This is a genomic window from Flavobacterium sp., from assembly GCF_043780635.1.
Taxonomy (GTDB): Bacteria; Bacteroidota; Bacteroidia; order Flavobacteriales; family Flavobacteriaceae; genus Flavobacterium.
Window position 1 is genome coordinate 26,862 of the sequence record NZ_JAYWCK010000036.1, and the last position, 26,626, is coordinate 53,487.

The following is a 26,626-nucleotide window of genomic DNA, read 5'->3' on the forward strand; positions in this document are numbered from 1 at the left end:
TTATGACTGATAATACCACTCCCATAGCAACGCTTTTTGAGCGCGCAGAAGATTACGGCAAAACGACCCTGAATTTGTTGAAGCTAAACGCCATAGATAAATCGGCCGATGTTGTTTCATCGCTTGTTTCGCGACTGGCAGTTATTATGACAGTAGTATTCTCAGTCTTAATTGTTTCCATAGGTTTGTCATTATGGATAGGAAAAATTCTTGGCGACGCCTTTTACGGTTTTTTTGTAATCGGTGGTTTCTATGCAGTTTTGTCTATTTTTATTCAGGTATTTCGTCATCAATGGATAAAATATCCTGTTAGTAATTCCATTATTAAACAATTGTTGAAACAAAAAGAATCATGAAAAATAGAAACGAAACAGATGCGTTAAATGATTTAATTATGGCTGAGGAACTGAAATATGCGAATGATTTGGAACAACTCAAGGATCAATTTCACGTTGCTTATGAAAGCATAAAACCCTTCAACATGGTCAAGAACCTATTTCACGAAGTAACAGCTTCGCCCGAAATAAAAAGCGATTTGGTCAGCAATGCCATAGGCCTTGGTACTGGATTTCTTTCCAAAACCCTTTTGTTAGGCATTTCGCACAATCCTATCAAAAAAGTTATTGGAACGGTATTTGAATTTGCAGTAGCCAATCTGGTCTCCAAAAATTCTGATCGTATTAAATTAATTGGAGGAAATCTTATAAAACATTTTTTAAAAAAAAACAGAGATTAAACAAAGAGTAATCCATAATTTATTGCAAATACAGATCATTAATTAGCATTAAATTGATTTGTGTTGTCTTCTACATTCAAATTTTTTCATTAAATACTCTTATATCAAGAACGCTTAATGATAAATAGAAATTCCTAAAATTTTTATTTATCATTAAAATCTAAGACAAATACTTGAAGTTTTCACTGCACTTTGAGCTTTATATTTATCACAAATGAAGGTGTGAATATTGAAACTTAACCAATAAATTATATAACAAGAAAACAGCTTAATAATCCCAAATTTGTATAGGATCTATTTCAAAAAATAATTAAAACGAAAATTATGTACTACGAAAATTACTACTTCGGAATGAATATTATTTGGTGGGCAATATGGGTAATTCTTTTATTTTGGATTTTTGCAATCCCTTATAATATTCCTGGTCAAAGACGAAAAAAAGATTCAGCCTACGACATTTTACAAAAACGATATTCTAAAGGAGACATCACAGAATCTGAGTATTTTGACAAGAAAAAAATTTTAGAAGAAGAATTTCGTAAATCTTAAATTACTATATAATGAAAAATAAAGAAAAATTTCCAAAAGCTGCAAATGAGCAAATAGAAAACAAAGATGGCTATCCAAAATATCCTGAAAGCGATGATATTTATAACAAATTTGACAAAGAATTTGATATCGATCCAGAAAATATTTCTAAAAAAAAGCAATCTGAAATTGTTGATGAAGACCCAGAATGGAACGAAAGTGACATTGATTTGGATTATTTAGGAGAAGATTTAGATGTACCGGGTTCCGAACTTGATGATGACCAAGAAAATATTGGCAGCGAGGACGAAGAAAATAATTTTTACAGCATCGGCGGAGACGACCATAACGATTTAGAAGAAGATAACCCACAATGAAAACAGTAAAAAAAATAGGCATTTGTATGGATCATTCTAATGCACATATAATTGAATTTGGAACAGAAACAAAAGAAATAAAAATCATTGTTTGTGATTTTACCTTCCAAGACAGAGTAGAAACTTTGCAACGTAGCGAAAGCGAAATGCACAATAAAGAGCAGCACAAACATGCTACATTTTATAAGAATATATCAAAAATTATTAAAAGCTTCGATGAAGTAATTCTTTTTGGTCCAACAGATGCAAAAGTTGAATTATATAATACCTTGAAGGAAAATCATCAGTTTGATAAAATTAAAATCGAAGTCAAAAACTCCGATAATATGAGTGATGAAGATCAGCGCCTTTTTGTAGATGACTATTTTAAAAGATTTGATTTTTAAAACGGAACAAAATGAAAATAGCTGTGTTTGGAACACAATTTTATGAACAAGAATACTTCAATAAATTTAATATCGATAACAAACACGAATTGGTGTTTTTTGAAGAATCATTAAATTCCAAAACAACTCATTTAGCCAAAGGGTTCAAAGCTGTTTGCGTTTTTATAACCGATATCCTTGACAAAAACTGCATCGAAAAATTAGCAAAACTTGGTGTAAAATTAATCGATTTACGAAGCGCTGGATACAATAATATAGATATAAAATCGGCTAAAGTTAATAATATAAAGGTTTTAAGAATTCCAGCTTATTCGCCACAAGTCATAGCCGAACATGCCATTGCATTGATTCTTACCTTGAACAGAAAAACACAAAAAGCCTATAATCAAGTTCGGGAGAATAATTTTTCTCTACAAAATTTAATGGGGTTTAACCTTTATGGAAAAACAATCGGAATTGTTGGAACTGGAAAAATAGGACGTGCATTTTGCAATATAATGTTAGGTTTAGGTTGCAAAATCATAGCTTTTGATATCAAAGAAAACGAAGAATTAAAACAAAAGGGAATCCAATATAAAACCTTTGACGAATTGCTTTCTGCATCAGATATCATTTCAATTCATTGCCCATTAACTCCAAAAACAAACCATTTATTTGATACTAAAGCCTTCGATAAAATAAAAAAAGGCGCTATGATTATTAACACAAGTCGTGGTGCCATTATAAATGCTGAAGAGGCAATTATTGCTTTAAAAAAGGAACAAATTGGATATTTAGGAATCGATGTTTATGAAAAAGAAAGCAATATATTTTTCAAAGATTGTTCACAAATAATCATTCAAGATGATATTTTTGAAAGATTATTGTCGTTCAATAATGTTTTAATCACTCCACATCAGGCCTTTTATACTCAGGAAGCAGTCACAGAAATTGCCAAAATCACTATCAAAAATTTTACTGATTTCGAGAATAATTCTGTTCTTGAAAACGAAATCAAATAACAATTAAATATTTTGTAAATCACAAATACCTTACTTTCAAAATTTTTAGATTTTCATCAAAACTATAGTGTCTTGGAATACCTGTTGGAATGTTCAAATTCGAAATTTCTTGTACAGATATATTTTCTAAATACATCACCAAAGCTCTTAAACTATTGCCGTGTGCAACGATTAAAATATTTTTTTGAAGTTTTAATTGTGGCTCGACTTCATGTTTATAAAAAGGAACAGTTCTATTAAAAGTATCCTCTAAACTTTCGCCTTCAGAAGGACGAACGGCATAACTTCTGCGCCAAATATCTACTTGCTTTTGACCGAATTTAGCAATGGTTTCTTCTTTATTTAAACCTTGCAAATTGCCATAATTCCGTTCATTTAGAGCTTCATTTCTGATAACATTAATATCCGTTTGATGAATTACCTTGAGAATAATATTTAAACTTTCTCATGCTCTTTTTAGAATCGAGGTATAAGCTAAATCGAATTTATAATCTATTAATTTCTTCCCTGCATCTCTTGCTTCTTCCTCACCCAGTTTTGTCAAGGCAATATCTAAATTTCCTGTAAAACGGTTTTCTAAATTGTAAATAGGTTGCCCGTGACGAACCAAAATTAAGACAGACATATTTCGTATTGATTTAATATAAAGATACATAATGTTAGTTGTTTTTATTTAAAAGCAGTGAATTAAACAACTTTTCATTACTTCTGATTGCAATTATAAAAAAATGCAAACCCCATAACCTTCACTCTTTGTAAAAATCACTATTTTTGCAGTCTAAATTTTTGCTTTATGCCAAAGAAGAAATACAAAATAGCGGTTATTCAATTAAATCTGAATGATGTTGCCGAAAACAACCTTAAAAAATGTCTGTCTTGGGTTCGAGATGCTGCTAGCCAAGGTGCGGAAGTAATTTCTTTGCCCGAATTATATAGCAGCCACTATTTTTGTCAAAGTGAAGATGTCGATAATTTTGCTTTGGCAGAACCATTATACAGTACTTCATTTATTGCTTTTAGTACTTTGGCAAAAGAATTAGGAGTCGTGATTATCGTCCCTTTCTTCGAAAAAAGAATGGCAGGAATTTATCATAATAGCGCCTACATCATTGATACTGATGGTTCGGAAGCGGGATTGTACCGAAAAATGCACATTCCGGACGATCCGCATTTTTACGAAAAATTCTATTTTACACCTGGGGATTTAGGGTTCAAAACTTTCCCAACCAATAAAGGAAAAATAGCAACGCTAATTTGTTGGGATCAATGGTTTCCTGAAGCGGCTCGTTTAACTGCACTACAAGGTGCTGAAGTTCTGTTTTATCCAACGGCAATTGGTTGGCATCCATTAGAAAAAGAGCAATATGGTGAAAACCAACACGGAGCTTGGATGAATGTAATGAAAGGTCACGCTGTAGCGAATGGAGTTTATGTAGCAGCAGCAAATAGAATCGGTTTAGAACAATACATTGAAGGAACATCTGGAATTCAGTTTTGGGGTTCTTCTTTCATTGCAGGACCACAAGGCGAAATTTTGGCGCAAGCTTCGCACGATAAAGAGGAAATCTTGATTGCCGAAGTGGATTTGGACTTGCAAGAAAATGTACGTCAGAATTGGCCTTTCTTTAGAGATAGAAGAATTGATGCTTTTGGTGACATTACAAAAAGAGCAATCGACTAATTATGGCTACAAATAATCGAAGATTCCCTGCCGAATGGGAAAATCAAGAAGGAATTTTACTTTGTTTTCCTCATAATGGCAAAGATTGGCCAGGGAAATATGAAGCGATACAATGGGCGTTTGCGGAATTCATAAAGAAAGTTGCCACTTTTGAAAAAGTTTTTTTGATTGTTGCCGATGAAAAACTAAAAGCTAAAGTCATTAAAATGCTGGAAACAGCAACAGTTCAAATGACGAATGTTTCTTTCCTAATTTATAAAACCAACAGAAGTTGGATGCGGGATTCAGGTCCAATTATTATTAAAAACGGAAATCAAAGAGAAGCTTTGAATTTCAATTTTAATGGTTGGGCAAAATATAAAAACATCAATTTAGACAAAAATGTTCCTGCGAAAGTGGGCGAATTTTTAAAGGTTCCTGTAACTAAAGTTTTATATTACGGTAAACCAGTAATTATTGAAGGCGGGGCGATTGACACTAACGGAAAAGGGACTTTATTAACTTCTGAGGAATGTTTACTGCATCCTGATATTCAGGTTCGGAATCCTAATTTTACCAAAGTAGATTACGAAGCTGTTTTCAAAGAATATCTTGGAATTACCAATGTAATTTGGTTGGGCAACGGAATTGAAGGAGATGATACTCACGGACATATTGATGATTTGTGCCGATTTGTAAATGACGATACTATCATAACCATTGTAGAGTCTGATTCAAAGGACAGCAATTACAAACCTTTGCAAGACAACTTAAAAAGATTGCAAAACGCTAAATTAGAAAACGGAAAATCTCCAAAAATTATTCAACTTCCAATGCCAAAGCGAATCGATTTTGACGGAGTTCGATTACCAGCCAGTTATGCTAATTTTTTGATTTTAAACAAGTGTGTTTTAGTTCCAACTTTTAATGATTCCAATGACAGAAAGGCCTTAAACATAATTGCTGATTGTTTTCATGATAGAGAAATAATTGGTATTAGTGCTATCGATTTAATTTGGGGTTTCGGAACATTGCATTGTTTGAGTCAACAAATTCCAGAATAAAGCTAAATTAAAGTTACCTTCAAGACATAAAAAAACACCAACTAAATTGGTGTTTTTTTATATCACATAATTATTTTTCTCTTACAAACGGGATTTTTTGCCCATCATCCAAAACCATATTAAATCCAGTCTTACTTTCATTAAATTCAAATTTAAGTCCAGCTTCTTTAGATGCTAAAGTGTTATTACCAATAAATTCTACAGGAAAATTTGGATAATCTGTTATTTCAACATTGATGTTTCCTCTTTTTTTAGTAATTACTATTTTTATTGGAGCATTCCTATTGGAAAAAGTTCCTAAATAACTAATCAGGCTTGTGTCTTTTTCAATAATTCCTGTTGCTGAAGTCCAACTATTATTACTTTCATTAGTATCCGGCAATACATGATCTGGGTCAATAACAATACTTTCAATTTCTTCAGTTGAATTATATTTAAAAGTCCAATCTGTATTTTTCTGCCATATTTCTACTGGTAATTTTACACGGCTAACTTTCCCGCTTTTTATTTTTATGTCAAGTGTTACTGGCATCACCATTTTTTCGAAGTTTTCAATTGTAATATAAACACCTGATTTTGGATTATTATCCACATATTTTATAGAATTAACACCTTGATCTAAACGCCAATTATTCACAAACCAACCCCTCCAAAACCAACTTAAATCTTCTCCAGAAACATTTTCGATAGTTCTAAAAAAGTCATCAGGTGCTGGATGTTTGAATGCCCAACGACTAACATAAGTGCGAAAAGCTAAATCAAAGCGTTCAGGTCCTAAAATCTGTTCACGCAAAATTACCAATCCGGTACTTGGTTTTGAATAACATAAAGGACCAATATTTACTTCTTTCATATTATCAGGAGAACTCATCACCGTCTCTAATTTTGGATTTGTATACCTTTCGGAATCTTTATGCAAATCAGAGACAACCTCCTTGTACTCTCCTTTATTGAAATCAACTGAACTTAAAGAATTGATGAAAGTATTAAACCCTTCGTCCATCCAACCAAATAAACGTTCGTTTGAACCAACTATCATTGGGAACCAAATATGCCCAAACTCATGATCTGTTACTCCCCATAAACTTTCATTTTTGTCCTTGTAATCACAAAAAACTATCCCAGGATATTCCATTCCTCCAACAATTCCTGCCACATTTGTAGCTGCTGGATAAGGATATTCAAACCATCTCTTCGAATAGTTTTCTATAGATGCTTTTGTGTATTCTGTTGAACGCCCCCAAGCTTCGTTCCCATCACTTTCAAGTGGGTATGCTGAAATCGCCATTGATTTTTTCCCGCTAGGTAAATTAATTCTCGCAGCATCTAAAATAAATGCAGCGGACGATGCCCAGGAAGCATCACGAGCATTTTTTATTTTAAAATGCCAAGTTTTAAAGGAATTTGAATTTGTATTGGCTGCAGCCAAAACTTCATCTCCAGAACGAATAATCACTGTTTTATCACTTTGTGAAGCATTGGAAAAACGTTTCTGCTGTTCTGTAGTATATACTTCTGATGAATTTACCAATTCTCCTGAACAAACCACAAAATGATTTGAAGGTGCTGTAATACTTACATCAAAATCGCCGTATTCCAGATAAAATTCAGATGCTCCTAAATATGGATTGGTGTTCCATCCTCTTAAGTCATCATAAACACACATCCTAGGATACCACTGGGCTATTGTGAATATTTTACCGTTTTTAGTTTCTAATACTCCCATTCTATCAGAACCTTCATTTGGAGAAATGAAAGAAAAATCAATTTTAATTTTTACATTACCTCCTTTAGATTTCAGTTCTTGAGGAAGAAAAACCTGCATTCTGGTATCGGCAATTAAATATTTCGCCTCTTTTTCGATAGTTTTTCCTTTAGATATTGAAACAATTTTAACTGATTTTATCTTAAAACCTCCATCAAAAATTTGACCTTGTGCACCATTTCTACTTCCAGTTATTGGAATTACGGCATTTCCACGAGAATCTGATTTGAACAAATTTTGGTCTAAATTCATCCATAAAAAAGACATTTTGTCCGGACTGTTATTAGTATAAGTTATAATTCCAGTTCCTGAAATTTCATTGTTTGCTTCATTTAATTTTGCAGATAATTGATAATCTGCTCTGTTTTGCCAATATTCAAATCCAGGCTGACCACTTGCAGAACGTGTATTTGTTCCATCCTTTGTATAAAAAAAAGATGCGAAAGCATCGTGATAATCATACTTCGAAATTGGTTTGGATGTTGCAGAAGCAGGAATCTGTTGTGACCATAAAGATGAAATCACTAATAATAAAGTCAACTGTAATAGGACTTTTAAACGATTATTTTTCATTATATAAATTTTCTAGAGCAAATAAATGAAAAATAAACATAACACTTAAATTAAATGTAAAATTTTGACAAAATTTTATCAATTCTACAATTTGAATGATTTTATTGTCTAATTCTAAAATTATGAAATATATTTACATCATCAAGATTATTAAAATATACCTGGCAACTCTTTTGACAACAACAATATCAAATTCAAATTTAACAGCTCAAATAAATCACTTTGGTGCTGAATTATTCTCTTTAAAAAATAGCAAGAATAAAGAATATATTTGGGAAGGAAATCCAGCATTTTGGGGGAAACATTCTCCTATTTTGTTTCCAATTATCGGTACACTCAAAAACAATTCATATCGCTATAATGGAATCGAGTATCATTTGCCTAGACACGGTTTTGCTAGAGAAATGGAATTTGATTTGATTGAAAAAACTGAAAAAAGTGCGACTTTTTCTTTAATTTCATCAGTGGAAAAAAGAAAAGTCTATCCTTTTGATTTTGAATTACAAATTTGCTATTCATTGGATGAAAACAAGTTGAACATTGATTACAAAGTCATTAATAAAAATGATTTTATAATGCCTTTTTCTATTGGAGCACATCCTGCATTTGCTTTGACTGGAAATTTCGAAGATTATAGTCTTGAATTTCAACAACAGGAAATTCTAAAATATCATCTTCTTGAGGATGGTTTAATTTCAAATAATACAAATGAGATTCTGTTGGAAAATCGACAACTTAGTTTAAATTATCCTCTTTTTGAAAATGATGCTTTAGTCTTTAAAACATTAAAATCTAAATCGATAACCATTTTACAAAAGGCTGTTCCTTTATTGAAAGTAAATTTTACTGATTTTCCAAATCTAGGCATTTGGACTGTTAAAAATGGTCCTTTTTTGTGTATTGAACCTTGGTTTGGATATTCAGATACATTAACAGAATATGATACTATTTCCGAAAAAGAAGGAATTCAACTTTTGGAAAAAAATGAAACTTTCAAATCAAATTTTAGTATTCAAATTTTATAAAATATGTTGAACATTACTTTCTCTCCATTCCCCAACCTTGAAACCGAACGTTTGCAATTAAGACGCGTTGCTAATGAAGATGTAAACGAAATATTTGCTCTTCGATCAGATAAGGAAACGATGAAATACATTCCCAGACCATTGGTAAAAACTAAAGAAGATGCTTTGGAACACATTGCTCTTATAGATTCCAAAATCGAAAATAATGAAGGAATAAATTGGGCAATAACTTTAAAAAATGATTCAAAACTAATAGGCCTTATTGGACATTACAGAATAAAACCAGAACATTACAGAGCAGAAATTGGTTATATGTTGCTTCCGAAATATCAAGGAAAAGGCATCATAACAGAGGCCATAAAAGAAGTCGTGAAATATGGTTTTGAAAAAATGAAGCTTCACTCAATCGAGGCTGTGATTGATCCTGAAAATTTAATTTCCGAGAAAGTATTGCTAAAAAATGGTTTTGTTAAAGAAGCACATTTAAAAGAAAACGAATGTTTTGAAGGACGATTTTTGGATACAGTTATTTATTCTGTTTTGAATAAACACTAAGTTAACTTCATTCTTTACAATAATCTCTATATTTGACTCCAAAACTAGTTGAAAATTTTAAATAAAAAACTAGTAAAATCTTACTTTATGAAAAAACTAATCATTTTTGCTTTCTTACTAATTTCAACTTATTCCCAATCTCAAACCTATGTAAAAGTTAATGCATTTACAACGCTGTTGACAATTCCAAATGTTGGGATTGAAACTAGTATTGGAAAAAAATCTACTTTTCAATTTGATATTTTAGCCTCTTTTTGGAAATCAGTCCAAGGAAGACCAATGGAATTTTACACATTTACACCTGAATACAGATATCATTTTCACGAAAAATATAATGGTTTGTACATTGGAGGTCATATTGGAGCTTCTATTTATAACTTTCAAAAATGGAATTATGTAAATACTGATTATTATGAAAAAGGTTTCGGATACTTTATGGGGATTACAATAGGCTATCAAATTAAGATAAATGACCGTTTTATGCTTGACTGTTTTTTAGGAGGAGGAAACCATCAGGGTTTTTACAAAGGCTATAATGTTAGCTCTGGAGAACGAGTAGATCATGCTGAAAACTACAATAAAAGTGGTGAATGGTTGCCTTATCGAGGCGGTGTTATGGTTTCCTATCGTCTAAATTAGCCATTATTTTCAAGTTTAGGAGAAGTTTTTATATACAATTTTTCGATTTTTTTTCTAGCCCAATCCGTTTTTCGTAAGAAAGTCAGACTCGATTTTATACCAGGATTATCTTTAAAACATTTTATTTTTATCAATTCGCTCAGAGTGTCAAATCCATAATAATCTACTAGTTGTTCCAAAATTTTTTGAAGTGTAATCCCGTGCAAAGGATCTTTTGAGAGTGGCTTTTCCATATTGCAAATTTATGGCATTTTTATATATTTCTTTGGTGTTTCATTCAATTGTATCTACATTTGCAATCCGATGCTAAAAATAATCAACATACTTAATAAAAGAGCCCGTTTCGACTATGAAATAATCGAAAAATTTACGGCTGGAATTGTTTTAGCTGGAACCGAAATAAAATCCATTCGTTTAGGAAAAGCCAATATCACCGAGAGTTTTTGCGAATTTAATGGAATGGAACTTTTCGCAATTAATACTTATATTGAAGAATATGCTTTTGGCAACCAATTCAACCACAAAGCAAGAAGCGAGCGTAAACTTTTACTAAACAAAAGAGAATTAAAAGGTTTGTCAAGAAGTGTTCAGGCCAAAGGTTTGACAATAGTTCCTTTAAAATTGTTTACCAATGAAAAAGGAATGGCAAAACTGGAAATTGGACTATGCAAAGGAAAAAAAACCTACGATAAACGTGAATCGTTAAAAGAGCAAGACACTAAGCGTGATCTCGACAGAATAAAAAAATCCTTCTAGAATTAAAAAATTAATTTAAATAAATTTATTCTGAATTTATTTATATTTTTATCTTAATTAATTATCTAAAAAATTTAAATTTTGAAGAAGTTTTTTATTGCATTATCTATAGTTTATTTTAGTAAGTTGTAGTAGTGGTACAGCAATTGTAAGCAGTTGGAGAGATCCAGATGTAACTAATGCAAATACAGAATTCAAAAAAATATTAGTTGTAGCTTTAGTAAAAGATCAGGCGACAAGAAGAATTACCGAAAATAGAATTACCGCAATCGGGCCAAAATTTCATTCTTATTATGCTATTATGAATGGAAATAATTTAGGCCTTTCTAAAAAACAAAAATTAAAAATTCTACAAGATAAAAATTACGATATTTTAGTGACTATGAGATTAGTTGACACCGTAAAAGAAACCAATTATGTTCCTGGAACAAATACTTCTATGTATTATGGTGGTATGGGTGGAATGTATGGTGGAATGTACGGTTACGGTTTTAACAAATGGTATGGCGCATATTCTCCTATGTATTATGATCCCGGATATTAGCAAGACACAACCTCTTACTTAGTTGAAACCAATATTTTTTCTTTGAAAGACAATAAACTTGTTTGGACTGGAACCACAAAATCTTCAAATGGTTCTGATGTTGGACTTTTAGTAGATAGCATAATTGCTACTGTAATGCAGGAAATGAAAAAAGATGGATTTGTTCCAAAAAAATAATTATCTCGATCTTTAAAATAGATTTATTCCATAAAAAACACACCAAAATCTTTAGGTGTGTTTTTTTATTTTAAATTTATGACTAAATTTGTTACGACAATTACAAACTAATTAGAATGAAAACACTACTCAAAAATGCCCGTGAACTAAAGGGGTTAAAGACTAGAGAAGTGGCTCAACTTTTAAAAATAGATCAAGCGTTAATCAGCAAGTTCGAAAATGGATCAAGAAAACCAACCAAAGATCAAGTTGTTAAATTAGCTTCTTTACTAGAAATAGAATTTGAAACGCTTATGGTAGCTTGGCTCAAAGAAAAAATTCTATATGAAATAGGTCAGGATGAATTTGCCTTAAAAGCAATGAATTTAGTTCGCGAAGAGATTGAGAATAGCTATGTTGCCGTTAAAAAATCACTATATAAAAACTTGTTGTCCATTCTTACCGAAATAGATTTATTGAAGTCAAAACTTGATAAATTTAGTCAATTTGATAGCTATAAAATTGACCAAGCCTTGGAACTGGAATACACTTTTGAAAGTAATAGAATCGAAGGAAATACGCTTACACTTCGCGAGACGGATTTAGTCATCAACGACGGTTTGACAATTTCCGGAAAAAGTATGCGAGAACATCTTGAAGCAATCAATCATCAGGAAGCCATTAGGTATATCAAGCATTTGGCGAAGAAAAACACGAACTTAAATGACCGAGAAGTTTTGTCTATTCACAACTTAATCTTAAGGGGAATTAATCCCGAAGATGCAGGTAGATATCGTCGTGTGCAAGTGATGATAAAGGGTAGTTCGTATACGCCACCACAACCTTTTTTAGTTTCAAAGGAAATGGAAGATTTATTTATTTGGTATGAAACCAGTAAAAACAGTGTACATCCAGTTGTTTTGGCTGCAGAACTTCACGAACGTTTAGTGACCATTCATCCTTTTATTGATGGAAATGGCAGAACTTCTCGCTTAGTAATGAACTTGATTTTATTGCAAAACGGCTATGTAATTGCCAATATAAAAGGCGATTATAACAACAAAATGCAATATTACAATGCATTAGAAACTGCACAAACGAAAAACAACAAAGAAGATCTTCTTTTATTTATTGCTCAAACCGAGAAAGAAAGTTTACAGCAATATCTTGAAATTATTGTTCAATAAAAAATCCCTAATGTTCTAAAAAACAAGACGGGATTTTATTTTAATTTTTATTTTCCAATAAAGGCACGAATTTAAAATCTCCAAACTCGTGTTTCTCAAACTGGGTTTCATTTTTTCTGATTAGCAAAGTCATAATTTGGTTTTCTTCACCAAGCGGAATTACGAGCCTTCCTCCTATTTTTAGCTGTGCCATCAGGGGTTGCGGAATTATTGGAGCACCAGCCGTTACAATAATACTATCAAAAGGAGCGTGATTTGGCAATCCTTTATATCCGTCGCCAAAAGAAAGATGTTTGGGTCTAATACCTAATTTTGGTAATAAAACCGATGTTTGTTTGAATAATTCATTCTGCCTTTCTACACTATAAACCTTTGCCCCCAACAAACACAAAACGGCTGTTTGATAACCGGAACCAGTTCCAATTTCAAGGATTTTATGGTCTTTTTTTACTTCTAATAATTGGCTTTGAAAAGCGACTGTATAAGGTTGCGAAATAGTTTGACCAGCACCAATAGGGAATGCTTTATCCTGATATGCATAATCAGCAAAACTGGAATTCAAAAAAAGATGCCTTGGAATTTTCTTTATAGCCTCCAAAACATTCTTGTCAGTAATTCCTTTTTCTTTCAAAAGGGTTACTAATTGATTACGAAGTCCTTGATGTTTGGCGGTATCTTTCAAAGTATAAAAAATTTATTTTGGTAAAAATAAACTTTAAAAATTCAAAAATCAAATAACAATTTCCAAAACTTTAAACCATAAACTTCATTCTTTAAACAAATAAATTATATTTTTGTTAAAAATCATTTATATGTTAAAAGTAGGCGTTTTAGGTGCTGGACATCTCGGAAAAATACATTTAAGATTATTACAACAATCCGAAAAATACGAATTGGTTGGTTTTTATGATGAAAATCAAGAAAACGCCGATAAAGTTTCCAAAGAATTTGGGTATAAAAAATTCTCGACAATCGCTACTTTAATCCACGCCGTTGATGTGATTGATATTGTAACACCAACACTTTCACATTATAAATGTGCCAAAGTTTCCATCAAATCCGGCAAACACGTCTTCATAGAAAAACCTATTTCAAATACTGTTGCCGAAGCCGAAGAAATTATTGCTTTGGCCAAAGAATACAATGTAAAAGGTCAAGTAGGTCACGTCGAAAGGTTTAATCCTGCGTTCAAAGCGACCAAGAATATGATTGAAAATCCGATGTTTATTGAAACACATCGTTTAGCCGAATTCAATCCTCGTGGTACGGATGTACCAGTGGTTCTTGACTTAATGATTCACGATATTGATGCAATTTTGAGCGTGGTCAATTCGAAAGTTAAAAAAATCAATGCGAGTGGAGTTTCGGTAATTAGTGACACTCCCGATATTGCCAATGCCAGAATTGAGTTCGAAAATGGCTGTGTAGCCAATTTAACTGCGAGTAGAATATCCCTTAAAAATATGCGTAAATCGCGTTTTTTTCAAAAAGATGCTTATATCTCCGTCGATTTCTTAGAGAAAAAATGTGAAGTTGTAAAAATGAAAGATGCTCCTGAAATTCCTGGAGATTTTGATATTATTCTACAAAATGCTGAAGGCGTAAAAAAACAAATATACTTCTCAAATCCTGATGTGGAGCAAAACAACGCCATCTTAGATGAGTTGGAATCTTTTGCAGATGCGATTAACAACAACACAACTCCTATCGTCACATTGGAACAAGCAACAGAAGCTTTAAGAGTGGCGTACCAAATTATTGATTGCTTTAAGAAGTAATTAAATTATAAAGTTTAACCGGTGTCTATTTAACTTTTCTATTTTTTCAAGTACGAATATAATTTGAATTTAAAAGCTGACTTTGAGTTATGGATTTAATAAGAGTTGAAAATGAATTGAAAAAAAGATTAATTTATCCTTACAAATGGGGACGAAAACAATCTGACGAATGGGATACAAAAACTAATTTCATATATACAACTTATAATTTTGAAACATTATTAGAAAAAACAGCTCCATTTGATGAAAAAATTCGTAATTATGCTTTAAACAGATGGTATAATTTTTGGTCTGCCGAGGCTGTTGAAAACTTATTTTCCTTGCACGAAAACGTAACTTCCAACAAAAACAAATTCGATAAATTAATTGATTTTACTATAAATACAACTTGTTTTGACCATAAAACAACGGTTTTTCCAATTGGGTTTAATCAAACTGTAACTTATGCAAAAAACAATCCTGACAAATTGATTCAATGGCTTTATTTAAACCAAAGCCAGGAAGGCAGAAAGCATTTGAAAAACAGATTATTCATCGTTTTAGTAGATAAAAACAACGAACATTGGAAATTAAAGGCCGAAGTTAAACTGCTAAAATCAGAAATTGATATTTATGTTCAAAATTTTAATTCAGATAATTTATTCAATCTAAATATTGAAAATAATACCATTTTATCAGACCTAATTTGGGTCGAAAATTAATACTTTATGAACTACATAGGCTCTAAACAAAAATTATCATCCTTCATTCAAACGTCTGTAAATTCAGTAGTTGGAGATGATTTGTCTCACCAAACATTTTGCGATTTATTTGCCGGAACCGGAATTGTGGGAAGAACTTTTAAACCCAATGTAAAAAAAGTAATCAGCAATGATTTAGAATATTACAGCTATGTTTTAAACAAAAATTACATTGAGAATCACGAAACATTAGATTTTTATTCCACTATTGAAGAACTAAACTCACTAAACGGAATCGAAGGTTTCATATTCAATGAATATTCCGAAAACGGAAATAAGGAAAGACTCTATTTCTCTGAACAAAACGGAAAAAAAATAGATGCTATTCGGCAACAAATAGAAAGTTGGAAAAAGGAAAAAATCATAAATTCAAAAACCTATTATTTTCTATTGGCTTCTTTATTAGAAAGCGCTGATAAAGTGGCAAATACAGCATCAGTTTACGGTGCTTATTTAAAAAAAATAAAGAAATCGGCTCAGAAAAACCTTGTTTTGGAACCTGCCATTTTCTCTATAAACGACAATGAACACCAGGTTTTCAATGAAGACAGCAATCTTTTAATAAAGAAAATTGAAGGCGATATTTTATATTTGGATCCACCTTATAATGCTCGACAATACGGTTCTAATTATCACTTATTAAACACAATAGCAAAATACGACACCTTCATTCCAAAAGGAAAAACTGGCTTAAGAGATTACAATCGTTCGGATTATTGCAGTAAAACAAATGTTAGAAAATCCTTTGAAGATTTGGTAAAAAACGCTAATTTCAAATACACTTTTTTAAGCTACAATAACGAAGGTTTAATGTCTGAAGAAGAGATTAGAAATATAATGTCTAAATACGGAAAATACGATTTGGCAACCACAAATTACCAACGTTTTAAAGCTGATAAAACAGAAAATAGGAATCACACAGCAAACAGTACAACTGAATTTTTACACATTTTAGAAAAATAATTATAGTATAGAAATATGAAAATAATAGCAGTAATCGGAGCAGGAACGATGGGTAACGGAATTGCGCATACTTTTGCACAAAGTGGTTTTGCCGTAAAATTAATCGATGTTTCCGAAAAATCATTGGATAAAGGAATGGCTACTATTGCCTCAAATTTGGACAGAATGGTTGCCAAAGTAACCATTACCGAAGAAGATAAATTGAAAACCATTAGTAATATCATCACTTATACTGATATTAAAGATGGTGTTGTTGGAGTAGATTTGGTTGTTGAGGCTGCTACAGAAAATGTAGATTTGAAACTCAATATTTTCAAACAATTGAACGAAACTTGTTCGCATAATACAATTTTAGCAACGAACACTTCTTCTATTTCTATTACACAAATTGGCGCAGTAGTAACTCATCCGGAACGCGTTATTGGGATGCACTTTATGAATCCGGTGCCAATTATGAAATTGGTCGAAATCATTCGGGGTTACAACACGAGCGACGAAGTGACAAAAATCATTATGGATTTATCCGAAAAACTGGGAAAAACTCCCGTTGAAGTAAACGATTATCCCGGTTTTGTTGCCAACAGAATTTTAATGCCAATGATCAACGAAGCCATCGAAACTCTTTACAATAAAGTAGCCGGTGTTTATGAAATTGATACCGTGATGAAACTTGGAATGGGTCATCCAATGGGTCCTTTGCAATTAGCCGATTTTATTGGGCTTGACGTATGCATGGCAATTTTAAACGTAATGTATGATGGTTTCAAAAATCCAAAATATGCTCCTTGTCCATTATTGATCAATATGGTTCGTGCCGGAAAAATGGGCGTGAAATCTGGAGAAGGTTTTTATGATTATAGCGAAAGTAAAAAAGCAGACAAAATCTCGAAACAGTTTATATAGTTTTGGTAAGTAGAAATTTAAGAGTTACTATTACTTACACTTCTGACTTTCGACATTAATACTAAAAGCACAAATAAAATGGCAAAAATAGTTCCTTTCAAAGCAGTAAGACCTACTCGTGATAAAGTATGTTTAGTAACTTGCCGTTCCTATGATGAATACGTAAATGCAGAGTTAGCTGCTCAATTAGACTTCAATCCTTTGTCTTTTTTACATATTTTAAAACCCGCATATACCAATCAGGAAAGTGTTTCTTTCGAAAAAAGGTACAAACAGGTATCACAAAAATATCAGGAATTTAAGAACGAAATTATTTTAGTAAAAGACAGAAAACCTGCTATTTACATCCATAAAATTGTAAATAAAACGCAATCTTATACTGGAATTATTGTAGGAACCAGTGTCGAGGATTATCGCAATAATATTATCAAAAAGCACGAAGGTATTATTGCTTTTAGGGTTCGTTTGCTCAAAGAATATATGAAGTATTCAGAGTTTAACACCGAGCCTGTTTTAATGACATATCCAGTAAACAAATCCATTGAAAACTGGCTATATAATTGTACTCAAAAATTAGCTGATTTTGAGTTTTCAACTACAAAAAAAGAAACACATTACTTGTGGAAAATTGATGATGCTCTGGAAATAGATTGGATACAGAACATTTTCAAGAAAACAGAAAATCTCTACATAGCTGATGGTCATCATCGAACGGAAGCAATAAAATTACTATCCGAAGAAAATGATAATTCGGAAAACACTGCTAAAAACTATATTTTAAGTTATTTGATTTCGGAAAACAACGTTAAAATATATGAATACAACCGATTAGTAAAAGATTTAAATGGTCTGTCGAAAGAAAATTTCATAAAGGAGTTGAATAAAAATTTCATTTTAAAGAATTGGAAACAAAAACCATTTCAGCCTTCTCAAAAATTCCAAATCGGAATGTATCTAGATAATGAATTTTACAGTTTGGAATTAAAAACAGAAAAATTTACTTTCAAAAATGCTTTGGATTGTTTGGATACGCAAATTCTATATGAAAAAGTACTTTTACCAATACTTGATATCGAGGATCTTCGCAATGATGAACGGATTGAATACATCTCTGGAAAACAATCAATCATTGAAATAAAACAAAGAATTGATGATGGTGAGTTTCAGGTTGGTTTTTTAATGTTTCCATCAAATATCAATGAAATTAAAGATTTAGCAGATTCTAACTTGATTATGCCGCCAAAAAGCACCTACATAGAACCAAAGTTCAGAAACGGATTAGTGATTTATGAACTATAGATTTTTTAATAAAAATAAACAATGTCAATAAAACAAAACCTCCTCAACATAAAATCATCATTACCTGAAAATGTAACACTTGTTGCCGTTTCAAAAACCAAACCCATTTCTGATTTAATGGAAGCTTATGATGCAGGTCAAAGCATTTTTGGCGAAAACAAAATTCAGGAAATGGCCGAGAAATGGGAACAAATGCCAAAAGACATTCAATGGCATATGATTGGTCACGTTCAGACGAATAAAGTCAAATTTATGGCACAATTTGTGAGCTTAATTCACGGTGTTGATAGTTTGAAATTATTGGAAGAAATTAACAAACAAGCACAAAAAAATAATAGAATTATTGATTGTTTGCTGCAAATACATATCGCCGAAGAAGAAACTAAATTTGGTCTTAACGAAGAAGAGCTCAACGAGATTTTGTCGTCAGTGGCATTTAAAGAAATGAAAAACATTCGAATTGTTGGGTTAATGGGAATGGCGACTTTTACTGATAATCAAAACCAAATCAAAAAAGAATTCATACATTTAAAATCGATTTTTAATTACTTAGTTACACATCCTAAAACCCAAAACCTAGAACCCAAAACCCTTTCTATGGGAATGTCCGGTGATTATCAACTCGCAATTAAATGTGGAAGCACGATGGTTCGGATAGGAAGTAGTATCTTTGGGGGACGAATTTGATTTTTGATTTAAGATTAACGATTTTTGAATTCAGATTTGATATCTGAACACTAAAAACTGAACACCGAACACTTATTTTGTACGCAATACTTGACATAGAAACTACCGGAGGACAATTCAACGAAGAAGGAATTACTGAGATTGCCATTTATAAATTTGACGGTCATGTAATCATTGATCAATTTATCAGTTTAGTCAATCCTGAAATTCCTATTCAGCCCTTTGTTGTAAAATTAACTGGAATAAATAACGCAATGTTGCGCTCGGCCCCAAAGTTCTTTGAAGTAGCAAAACGCATTATCGAAATGACAAATGATTGCGTTCTGGTTGCCCATAACGCATCTTTTGATTACCGAATTTTACGTACTGAATTTCGCCGTTTGGGTTATGATTTTAATGTAAAAACCCTTTGCACAGTAGAATTATCCAAAAAATTATTACCAGAACAACCTTCACATAGTTTAGGAAAATTAGTTCGGGCACTTGGGATTCCAATGGCTGACAGACATCGTGCCAATGGCGATGCGATGGCAACAGTAAAGTTGTTCAAAATGCTTTTGGATAAAGATCTAAATAAAGAGATTGTAAAAGAACTCATCAAATTTGAAATCGAAAAAGGAATTGCTCCAAAATTGATGGACATTGTAGAAAGTTTACCTTCAAAAACTGGAATTTACTACATCCATCGAGAAGACGGAAGTCTGATTTTTATTGGCAAAAGCCGAAACATCAAAAAACGAGTCAATCAGCATTTTACTGGAATTACACGAAGTGCCAAGAAAATCCAAAATGAAGTTTTTACAGTAACATATGAAGAAACGGGAAGTGAATTGATTGCGCTTTTGAAAGAATCCGAAGAAATCAAAATTAACAGACCCATTTATAACCGAATGTCACCAAAAAGCAACTTTTCTTGGGCAATTTATCCAGAAAAAGACGCTAATGGTTATTTAAACTTGAAATTACAAAAAGCGGACGGCAGAAAAAAAGAAATAAAATCATACACTTCTATGCAGGAAGGAAAAGACGCCTTGTATCGAATTACTTCTCATTACCAATTATGCCAAAAATTGACAGGTTTATACGAAACTAAAACACATTGTTTTCAACACACCATAAACGAATGTGACGGTGCTTGCGTTGGAAAAATTTCATATATAGAATACAACCAACGTGTTCAGACTTTTATTGACAAGAATTTGTTTGAAAATAAGACTTTGGCAATTTTGGATAAAGGGCGCACCATCAATGAGCATAGTGTGGTTTTTGTTGAAAATGGAGTATATAAAGGTTACGCTTTCTATGATTTAAACTACCAAATCAACAACATTGAAATTTTAAGAAATATCATAATCCCAATGCAAAGCAATCGAGATACTCGGCATAATATTCAAAGTTATTTGCGAAAAAGTAAAACAATGAAAGTCATAAATTTCTAATTATGGCTAAATATCTTATTACAATTGTTGGACCAACAGCTATTGGAAAAACTTCCTTAAGTATCGCTTTAGCTCAACATTTCAATTGTCACATTATTTCTTGTGATAGCCGACAATTTTTTAAGGAAATGCAAATTGGAACTGCAGTTCCTTCAACAGAAGAATTGGCTTCAGCCAAACACAATTTCATCCAAAACAAATCAATTTTTGAAAATTACACCGTTGGCGAATTTGAAAAAGAAGCTATTTCCAAACTAGATGAATTGTATTTAACGAATGATTATGTTGTTATGGTTGGCGGTTCAGGATTGTATGTAGATGCAGTTTTAAAGGGCTTTGATGATTTCCCTGAGATAGATTCTTCTGTTCGGGATGAAGTGACTTCCAAATATGAAAAATCAGGAATTGAGTATCTCCAAACAGAATTAGAAAAATTGGATCCAAATTATTTTTCAGTCGTTGCCAAAGAAAATCCACAACGAATGATGCGTGCTTTGGAAGTTTGTATCGGTTCCGGAAAACCATATTCTTCCTTTTTAAACCAAAAGATAAACACTCGAAACTTCACTCCTATTCTCATTGGATTAGAAGCTGAAAGAAGCGTGATTTATGACAGAATAAACCAGCGCGTTGATAATATGCTGAATGAAGGTTTATTGGCTGAAGCCAAAGATTTATTTCCTCAAAAAGACCTGAATGCCTTACAAACTGTGGGGTATAGAGAATTATTCAGTTATTTTGAGGGGAATATTTCATTAGAGTTTGCCATTGAAGAAATCAAGAAAAACACCAGACGATTTGCCAAACGACAGCTCACTTGGTTCAAGAGAAATGAAGTAACAAAGTGGTTTGATTATTTGGCGAATAGAAAAGAAATTATAAATTATATAACAGGACCAATTCATAATTCATAAATTATTTATATGCCAATTTCTCCAAATTTCACATCCATACTCAGCAAAGATTGGGAAATCAATTTTACACAATGTATGCCAAACGGATATTTAAAATATACTGATTTGTGCAATATCTTGCAATTGACAGCAGCGGCACATTCCGAAGTGGGTGGAATTAGTTTCTCGGATATGCAGGAATTTAATCAGGCTTGGGTTTTGAGCAGAATGCGTGTTGAAATTACTGAATTACCCAAATGGAAAGACATCGTAACAGTAAAAACATGGATTAATACACTCGAAAATTCTCGTTCCGTGCGTGCTTTAGAAATGTATGTCAACGGAAATAAAATCGTGGGTTGCGAGACTTTTTGGGCCGTTTTTAACACTGAAATAAGGCGACCGGAAGCATTGGCTTTGCCGTTCAAACATTTTGAATTGTATCCAGAACGTAAAGCAACCCAAAAAACCTTTTCTAAAATCAACCTCAATAACGAAACCGAAATGGTCTTTGAGAAAACCGTTGCTCTTTCGGATTTAGACATCGTGAATCACGTTAATAACGTGAAATACTTAGAATGGTGCGTGGATTTCGTAGATGAAGAATTGATTCTAAATCAAAAAATTGAAAGTTTTGAAATGAATTTCTTAAAGGAATTATCTATGAAAGACAAAGTTGTCATCCACGAAAATTTGAATTCAGAATCACTAATTTTTAGCATTACCAAAGAAGATAAAACTTGTTTTGCATTGAAGTTAAATTTGAAATAATGATTTAAAAGACAAAAGCTTCAAGCTTTTTGAAGGCTGGAAGCTTTTAAAAATAATTTATGAAATATTACTTTATTTTTTAACCACTAATCTAAATCCTTCACCGTGAATGTTTAGAATTTCTACATTTGGATCTAGCTTAAGGTATTTTCTCAATTTTGCGATATAAACGTCCATACTCCTTGAAGTAAAGTAGTTGTCATCTCTCCAAATTTTTGTCAAAGCCAATTCTCTCGGCATCAAATCATTTTCGTGAAGAATCAACATTTTCAACAATTCGTTTTCTTTTGGAGACAACTTAACCGGCTCTTCATTGTTAAAAGTTAAAAATCGCAGTTTTGAATTCAAATGAAATTTACCTACATTAAATTCAAATTGAACCGGCTCTGCTTTTGTGGCAGATGACTTTCTTTGAATTATGGCTCTGATTTTCATCAACAAAACCTCAGAATCAAAGGGTTTATTCAAATAATCATCAGCACCAGCTTTATATCCTTTCAACACATCTTCTTTCATAGATTTTGCAGTCAAGAAAATAATTGGCACTTCTTGATTTTTCTCTCTAATCTCTTTTGCCAATGTATATCCATCTTTGTAAGGCATCATTACATCCAAAATACATAAATCATAAGTATCTTTTTTGAATTTCTCGAAGCCTTCCATTCCGTTTTTTGCCAAAGTGACATCAAAATCGTTTAGCATCAAATAATCTTTTAACACAGCCCCAAAATTGAGATCATCTTCAACTAAAAGGATTCTTTTATTTACATTTTCCATATCTTAATTTATTAATGGTATTTTTATTATGAAGGTACTTCCTTTTCCCTTTTCGCTTTCTACATAAATTTGACTGTTGTGGTCGTCAATAATTTTTTTTACATATGCTAAACCCAATCCGTGACCTTTAACATCATGTATGTCTCCAGTATGTTCTCGATAAAACTTTTCGAAAACCCTTTTCTGAGCCACCTTACTCATTCCTACTCCATTATCTTTCACTTTGATAATCACGAAATCTTTCACATTTTCAGTGTAGACATCAATTTTTGGAATATTAGGAGAATATTTAATCGCATTTTCCAAGATATTCACAATTACATTTATAAAATGAACTTCATTTACCAATACACTTGTTCTAACTGCATCAAAATGTTTCGTTATTGTTCCTTGTCTATCTTCTAAAATCAAATTAACATGCTCGATAGCATCATCTATAACTTCTTGAATGTTAGTTGATTCCTTGTTAATGTTTAATTCTTTTTTTTCTAATTTAGATATTCTCAATACATTTTCAACCTGTGCATGCATTCGCTTATTTTCATCCTTAATCATTTGAAGATACTTGAGTACCTTTTCCTGATCACCGATAATTTTTGGGTTCTTTATAGCATCTAAAGCCAAATTTATTGTTGCAATAGGTGTTTTAAACTCATGAGTCATATTATTAATAAAATCAGATTTTATTTCAGATATATGACGTTGACGAATCAATTGGTTCAATGCACTCGAATAAGCAATTATAATTATCAGTGTAAAAATGATTGACAGTAAGGTTATCCCAATAAGATCTGTAAGCAGAAATTTCTTTTTATGAGGGAATGAAACTAATAATTGATATTTATTATTTCCTTCATTATCAGAAAATATTGGAATGGAATAGGTCGTGTTTGCATCATACTTAAACCCATCCGATTTTACTTTCGTTGCTAAACCGCTGCTAAAAACTCCAAATTCAAATCGTGTGTTTACACCATATTCTTCTAATTCCTTTTTTAGCAACTTCTGAATAGTTTCTTTTGAAACCCTTTCCTGTAAAGGCATTGCCGAAGCAATTTCTTTGTAATTTATTTCATAAGCAACATTATCCAAAACATCCAAATTTCCAGATTTTTCAATTTTTACATCCGGTGTCAAATTGCTTTGCACTTTTGAATCGTCGAATCTGTTATTGTCATAAACTTCTGTAACGCGTTTAGAGTTGAAACTTTGAAATTTTACACTATCTAATTTTTTATCAAAGAACGTTGAAGGCAAATCGTAATTTTGAGATGTTATACTGTTAGAAAATACAATTGTTGTATTGTTTTTGTGATTTTTCTGAACGTAATAAAACTCTAATAAATCATTGGTTTGAGGAATTTTTCCTGTACTGTCTTTATACCTATTAAATTTTTCGTAATAAGCATATTCTTCTTGTTTTTGAAGCTTATTGGCAACATTCCCAATAACTTGTTTAACATGAAATTTGAATTGCTCGTCATTATTTTTAAACGAGGTATTAAACCAATATACTTGGACTAAAATTATCCCGATTAAGGATAAACTCATCAGTAAAACAAGTATTCTAAAAAACAATTTATTCATCGATACAAAATTAGTATTTTAACAGTATAATTAATAATAAATTAACCAAAGATTAACATCAAAGTCTCTGCTTATTGAATCTTCAAAATTTTAAGAATTTTATCAACTTCTGATTTTGCAATATCTGGATTAACATTTTCAATTACAAAATCGCTTTTAGAGATGCGTTGCTCATCGTTCCATTGCATATTTATTCTTTTCAAAACTTTTTCACGAGTAGTTTTATCTCGTTGAATTACTCGCTGAATCCTTGATTCTATTGGAGCGGTCACCGTTAATATAAAATCGCAATTTTTATAACTCCCACTTTCGAATAAAATAGCTGCTTCATAAATAATAAATGGAGAATCTTTGTGATTCAAAATCCAATTGCCAAAGTGATTTTTTACGGCTGGATGAATAATGGCGTTGAGTTGTTTTAATTTTTCAGGATTATTAAATACAATTTCGGATAGTTTTTCTCGATTTAAAATAGCGTCATCAAAAATAGCGTTACCAAATGTTTTCTCTATTTCTTCAATAATTGCTGAAGATTGCATAATTTTTCTTGCTTCATCATCTGCAATATAAACAGGAATGCCAGCTGCCATAAAATGATTGGCAATTGTAGTTTTCCCACTTCCAATACCTCCAGTTAAACCAATTATTTTTGTCATATTATTTTTAGAAAAACAACTCGGGGAAAGCCTCTTGCGGTTTTTGTTTCAAAATGATAATTTTTAAAAATGATTCCATAAAACCTGTTCCATAACCATAAAACTGTTTCCAAACCGCTTTTATCGACAAGAAACCAATTTTAAAGCTTTTATTTTGGTACGTTGACACCAAAAACAATACCAAAAAGTAAACAAAATACAACTGAAGCAGCAAGTCGTGATTAAAAACCAAAAAAACTAGCGCAACAATAAATCCAATTATAAAAACAGTAGGAAAGAAAAAAGTAAGTTTGTTGTATCGTGGATACCAACTATTCAAAATTGGTCTTGCTTTACCAAATTTGTTGACCTGAATCGAAAATTTTTCCCAGTCAATTCTTCTTTTGTGATAAACGAAAGCATTTGGAAAAAGTCTTGTTTCAAAACCCAATTCCCATAATCGAATTGATAAATCAGGGTCTTCTCCAGGATGAATGTTCCCAAAACCATTGGAAGCTTCAAAAGCCTTTCGAGACAATCCCATATTAAAACTTCGGGGTTGAAACTTATCAATTTTCTCAGAACCGCCTCTAATTCCGCCAGTAGTAAGTAAAGAAGTCATTGCAAAATTGATAGCTTTTTGTATATCGGAAAAACTATCCAAAGCTTTATCAGGTCCGCCAAAACAATCAACATAATCTTGCTTCAACGCATTGGAAACTTCTTTCAAATACGTTTTTGGAATAATACAATCTGAATCGAAAATGATAAAATAATCTCCTTTTGCCTTCTGCATTCCGTAATTTCTGGAATTTCCAGGTCCGGAATTTTCTTTGAAATAGTAGGAAATATTTAATTTTCCGCCATAATCACGAACAACATCATCACACTTTATTGAAGAACCATCCTCAACGATTACAATTTCGAAATCTTCTTTATAATCTAATTTAGATAAACTCTCTAAAAGCTCATCGACTTCATCAGGGCGATTGTAAACCGGTATGATTAAAGAAAACAACATAATCTTGAATTAAGGTTTAAAATTTTGGCTTCATAATTTTAACAAAGATAATCTTTATCCATAAAAAAACCACCACGTTTTTCGGAGGGCACTGAAAAAGTCATTTTAGTACTTAATTGATTAATAAATAAGGAGTAGAAAACTAGTTTTTCTGCTCCTTATTTTGTATTTTTAAGTTTAA

31 protein-coding genes and 1 pseudogene are annotated in these 26,626 nt (G+C 31.8%); 24 read left to right on the plus strand and 8 right to left on the minus strand.

Annotated features, from left to right (window positions below; all coding sequences use genetic code 11):
* The first annotated feature begins 2 nt into the window (after nucleotides 1-2).
* The 6 genes from ACH2BV_RS03370 to ACH2BV_RS03395 all read left to right on the plus strand — a co-directional run bounded on the left by ACH2BV_RS03370 (nucleotide 3) and on the right by ACH2BV_RS03395 (nucleotide 3,028).
* Entirely contained in the window at nucleotides 3-356 is a 354-nt protein-coding gene (locus tag ACH2BV_RS03370; protein WP_395049305.1) for a hypothetical protein, read from the plus strand.
* Complete coding sequence (locus ACH2BV_RS03375) at nucleotides 353-736, plus strand: hypothetical protein (protein ID WP_395049307.1); 384 nt, start codon at nucleotides 353-355, stop codon at nucleotides 734-736. Before ACH2BV_RS03370 ends, ACH2BV_RS03375 begins: the two co-directional genes overlap by 4 nt.
* A gap of 324 nt (nucleotides 737-1,060) precedes the next feature.
* Nucleotides 1,061-1,285: an SHOCT domain-containing protein gene (locus tag ACH2BV_RS03380; RefSeq protein ID WP_395049308.1), complete on the plus strand. Its 225-nt coding sequence runs from the start codon at nucleotides 1,061-1,063 to the stop codon at nucleotides 1,283-1,285.
* 11 nt (nucleotides 1,286-1,296) lie between these two features.
* Nucleotides 1,297-1,641 (plus strand): hypothetical protein, encoded by a 345-nt coding sequence (locus ACH2BV_RS03385; protein WP_395049310.1) that lies wholly within the window; start codon nucleotides 1,297-1,299, stop codon nucleotides 1,639-1,641.
* Nucleotides 1,638-2,027, plus strand: coding sequence for a hypothetical protein (locus tag ACH2BV_RS03390; protein ID WP_395049312.1), 390 nt, complete (start codon nucleotides 1,638-1,640; stop codon nucleotides 2,025-2,027). The genes ACH2BV_RS03385 and ACH2BV_RS03390 overlap by 4 nt, the downstream gene beginning before the upstream one ends.
* A gap of 11 nt (nucleotides 2,028-2,038) precedes the next feature.
* Complete coding sequence (locus ACH2BV_RS03395; RefSeq protein ID WP_395049313.1) at nucleotides 2,039-3,028, plus strand: 2-hydroxyacid dehydrogenase; 990 nt, start codon at nucleotides 2,039-2,041, stop codon at nucleotides 3,026-3,028.
* 19 nt (nucleotides 3,029-3,047) lie between these two features.
* Here the strand turns inward: ACH2BV_RS03395 and ACH2BV_RS03400 are convergent.
* Nucleotides 3,048-3,683: pseudogene (locus tag ACH2BV_RS03400) on the minus strand (2,3-diphosphoglycerate-dependent phosphoglycerate mutase).
* Nucleotides 3,684-3,821: 138 nt separating this feature from the next.
* Here ACH2BV_RS03400 and ACH2BV_RS03405 point away from each other — a divergent pair.
* Complete coding sequence (locus ACH2BV_RS03405) at nucleotides 3,822-4,709, plus strand: carbon-nitrogen hydrolase (protein ID WP_395049314.1); 888 nt, start codon at nucleotides 3,822-3,824, stop codon at nucleotides 4,707-4,709.
* Between the two features lie 2 nt (nucleotides 4,710-4,711).
* Nucleotides 4,712-5,752 carry an agmatine/peptidylarginine deiminase gene (locus ACH2BV_RS03410; protein WP_395049315.1) on the plus strand — a complete coding sequence of 347 codons (1,041 nt, stop codon included), beginning with the start codon at nucleotides 4,712-4,714 and terminating at the stop codon, nucleotides 5,750-5,752.
* Between the two features lie 70 nt (nucleotides 5,753-5,822).
* On the opposite strand, the gene ACH2BV_RS03415 is transcribed toward ACH2BV_RS03410, so the two are convergent.
* A complete protein-coding gene (locus ACH2BV_RS03415; protein WP_395049316.1) occupies nucleotides 5,823-8,090 on the minus strand; it encodes a M1 family metallopeptidase in 2,268 nt (755 codons plus the stop codon).
* Between the two features lie 122 nt (nucleotides 8,091-8,212).
* Here ACH2BV_RS03415 and ACH2BV_RS03420 point away from each other — a divergent pair, with 122 nt between their 5' ends.
* From ACH2BV_RS03420 to ACH2BV_RS03430, 3 genes are all read left to right on the plus strand, one after another.
* Nucleotides 8,213-9,115, plus strand: coding sequence for an aldose 1-epimerase family protein (locus ACH2BV_RS03420; RefSeq protein WP_395049317.1), 903 nt, complete (start codon nucleotides 8,213-8,215; stop codon nucleotides 9,113-9,115).
* Nucleotides 9,116-9,118: 3 nt separating this feature from the next.
* Nucleotides 9,119-9,670 carry a GNAT family N-acetyltransferase gene (locus ACH2BV_RS03425; protein WP_395049318.1) on the plus strand — a complete coding sequence of 184 codons (552 nt, stop codon included), beginning with the start codon at nucleotides 9,119-9,121 and terminating at the stop codon, nucleotides 9,668-9,670.
* A gap of 87 nt (nucleotides 9,671-9,757) precedes the next feature.
* Nucleotides 9,758-10,309 (plus strand): DUF3575 domain-containing protein, encoded by a 552-nt coding sequence (locus tag ACH2BV_RS03430; protein WP_395049319.1) that lies wholly within the window; start codon nucleotides 9,758-9,760, stop codon nucleotides 10,307-10,309.
* On the opposite strand, the gene ACH2BV_RS03435 is transcribed toward ACH2BV_RS03430, so the two are convergent.
* On the minus strand, nucleotides 10,306-10,542 hold the full coding sequence (locus ACH2BV_RS03435; RefSeq protein ID WP_395049320.1) for a VF530 family DNA-binding protein: 237 nt from the start codon (nucleotides 10,540-10,542) through the stop codon (nucleotides 10,306-10,308). The genes ACH2BV_RS03430 and ACH2BV_RS03435 overlap by 4 nt on opposite strands.
* A gap of 70 nt (nucleotides 10,543-10,612) precedes the next feature.
* Between ACH2BV_RS03435 and smpB the strand changes: the two genes are divergently transcribed.
* The 4 genes from smpB (at nucleotide 10,613) to ACH2BV_RS03455 (ending at nucleotide 12,952) form a co-directional block, all read left to right on the plus strand.
* The gene (gene smpB / locus ACH2BV_RS03440) at nucleotides 10,613-11,065 is read left to right on the plus strand and encodes an SsrA-binding protein SmpB (protein ID WP_395049321.1); all 453 of its coding nucleotides are present in this window, start codon (nucleotides 10,613-10,615) and stop codon (nucleotides 11,063-11,065) included.
* A gap of 301 nt (nucleotides 11,066-11,366) precedes the next feature.
* The gene (locus ACH2BV_RS03445) at nucleotides 11,367-11,609 is read left to right on the plus strand and encodes a hypothetical protein (RefSeq protein WP_395049322.1); all 243 of its coding nucleotides are present in this window, start codon (nucleotides 11,367-11,369) and stop codon (nucleotides 11,607-11,609) included.
* A 42-nt stretch (nucleotides 11,610-11,651) separates the two neighbouring features.
* Nucleotides 11,652-11,786: a hypothetical protein gene (locus tag ACH2BV_RS03450; RefSeq protein ID WP_395049323.1), complete on the plus strand. Its 135-nt coding sequence runs from the start codon at nucleotides 11,652-11,654 to the stop codon at nucleotides 11,784-11,786.
* 116 nt (nucleotides 11,787-11,902) lie between these two features.
* Nucleotides 11,903-12,952, plus strand: coding sequence for a Fic family protein (locus ACH2BV_RS03455; protein ID WP_395049324.1), 1,050 nt, complete (start codon nucleotides 11,903-11,905; stop codon nucleotides 12,950-12,952).
* Nucleotides 12,953-12,992: 40 nt separating this feature from the next.
* Here ACH2BV_RS03455 and ACH2BV_RS03460 read toward each other — a convergent pair whose 3' ends face one another.
* Complete coding sequence (locus ACH2BV_RS03460; RefSeq protein ID WP_395049325.1) at nucleotides 12,993-13,634, minus strand: protein-L-isoaspartate(D-aspartate) O-methyltransferase; 642 nt, start codon at nucleotides 13,632-13,634, stop codon at nucleotides 12,993-12,995.
* Between the two features lie 130 nt (nucleotides 13,635-13,764).
* Between ACH2BV_RS03460 and ACH2BV_RS03465 the strand changes: the two genes are divergently transcribed.
* The 9 genes from ACH2BV_RS03465 to ACH2BV_RS03505 all read left to right on the plus strand — a co-directional run bounded on the left by ACH2BV_RS03465 (nucleotide 13,765) and on the right by ACH2BV_RS03505 (nucleotide 22,425).
* Complete coding sequence (locus ACH2BV_RS03465; protein ID WP_395049326.1) at nucleotides 13,765-14,730, plus strand: Gfo/Idh/MocA family protein; 966 nt, start codon at nucleotides 13,765-13,767, stop codon at nucleotides 14,728-14,730.
* 89 nt (nucleotides 14,731-14,819) lie between these two features.
* Nucleotides 14,820-15,431: a hypothetical protein gene (locus ACH2BV_RS03470; protein ID WP_395049327.1), complete on the plus strand. Its 612-nt coding sequence runs from the start codon at nucleotides 14,820-14,822 to the stop codon at nucleotides 15,429-15,431.
* 6 nt (nucleotides 15,432-15,437) lie between these two features.
* Nucleotides 15,438-16,433, plus strand: a complete 996-nt coding sequence (locus ACH2BV_RS03475; protein ID WP_395049328.1) for a DNA adenine methylase — start codon at nucleotides 15,438-15,440, stop codon at nucleotides 16,431-16,433.
* 15 nt (nucleotides 16,434-16,448) lie between these two features.
* Nucleotides 16,449-17,336: a 3-hydroxyacyl-CoA dehydrogenase family protein gene (locus ACH2BV_RS03480; protein ID WP_395049329.1), complete on the plus strand. Its 888-nt coding sequence runs from the start codon at nucleotides 16,449-16,451 to the stop codon at nucleotides 17,334-17,336.
* A 78-nt stretch (nucleotides 17,337-17,414) separates the two neighbouring features.
* On the plus strand, nucleotides 17,415-18,635 hold the full coding sequence (locus tag ACH2BV_RS03485) for a DUF1015 domain-containing protein (protein WP_395049330.1): 1,221 nt from the start codon (nucleotides 17,415-17,417) through the stop codon (nucleotides 18,633-18,635).
* 21 nt (nucleotides 18,636-18,656) lie between these two features.
* Nucleotides 18,657-19,322, plus strand: a complete 666-nt coding sequence (locus ACH2BV_RS03490) for a YggS family pyridoxal phosphate-dependent enzyme (protein ID WP_395049331.1) — start codon at nucleotides 18,657-18,659, stop codon at nucleotides 19,320-19,322.
* Nucleotides 19,323-19,399: 77 nt separating this feature from the next.
* Nucleotides 19,400-20,761, plus strand: coding sequence for an exonuclease domain-containing protein (locus ACH2BV_RS03495; protein WP_395049332.1), 1,362 nt, complete (start codon nucleotides 19,400-19,402; stop codon nucleotides 20,759-20,761).
* 2 nt (nucleotides 20,762-20,763) lie between these two features.
* On the plus strand, nucleotides 20,764-21,675 hold the full coding sequence (gene miaA, locus ACH2BV_RS03500) for a tRNA (adenosine(37)-N6)-dimethylallyltransferase MiaA (protein ID WP_395049333.1): 912 nt from the start codon (nucleotides 20,764-20,766) through the stop codon (nucleotides 21,673-21,675).
* Between the two features lie 9 nt (nucleotides 21,676-21,684).
* Nucleotides 21,685-22,425, plus strand: coding sequence for an acyl-[acyl-carrier-protein] thioesterase (locus ACH2BV_RS03505; protein WP_395049334.1), 741 nt, complete (start codon nucleotides 21,685-21,687; stop codon nucleotides 22,423-22,425).
* Nucleotides 22,426-22,497: 72 nt separating this feature from the next.
* Here ACH2BV_RS03505 and ACH2BV_RS03510 read toward each other — a convergent pair whose 3' ends face one another.
* The 4 genes from ACH2BV_RS03510 to ACH2BV_RS03525 form a co-directional block, all read right to left on the minus strand.
* Complete coding sequence (locus ACH2BV_RS03510) at nucleotides 22,498-23,202, minus strand: response regulator transcription factor (RefSeq protein WP_395049335.1); 705 nt, start codon at nucleotides 23,200-23,202, stop codon at nucleotides 22,498-22,500.
* A 3-nt stretch (nucleotides 23,203-23,205) separates the two neighbouring features.
* Nucleotides 23,206-24,789, minus strand: coding sequence for a sensor histidine kinase (locus ACH2BV_RS03515; protein WP_395049336.1), 1,584 nt, complete (start codon nucleotides 24,787-24,789; stop codon nucleotides 23,206-23,208).
* A gap of 71 nt (nucleotides 24,790-24,860) precedes the next feature.
* Entirely contained in the window at nucleotides 24,861-25,445 is a 585-nt protein-coding gene (gene coaE / locus ACH2BV_RS03520) for a dephospho-CoA kinase (protein ID WP_395049337.1), read from the minus strand.
* A gap of 7 nt (nucleotides 25,446-25,452) precedes the next feature.
* Entirely contained in the window at nucleotides 25,453-26,445 is a 993-nt protein-coding gene (locus ACH2BV_RS03525) for a glycosyltransferase (RefSeq protein WP_395049338.1), read from the minus strand.
* Nucleotides 26,446-26,626 lie beyond the last annotated feature (181 nt).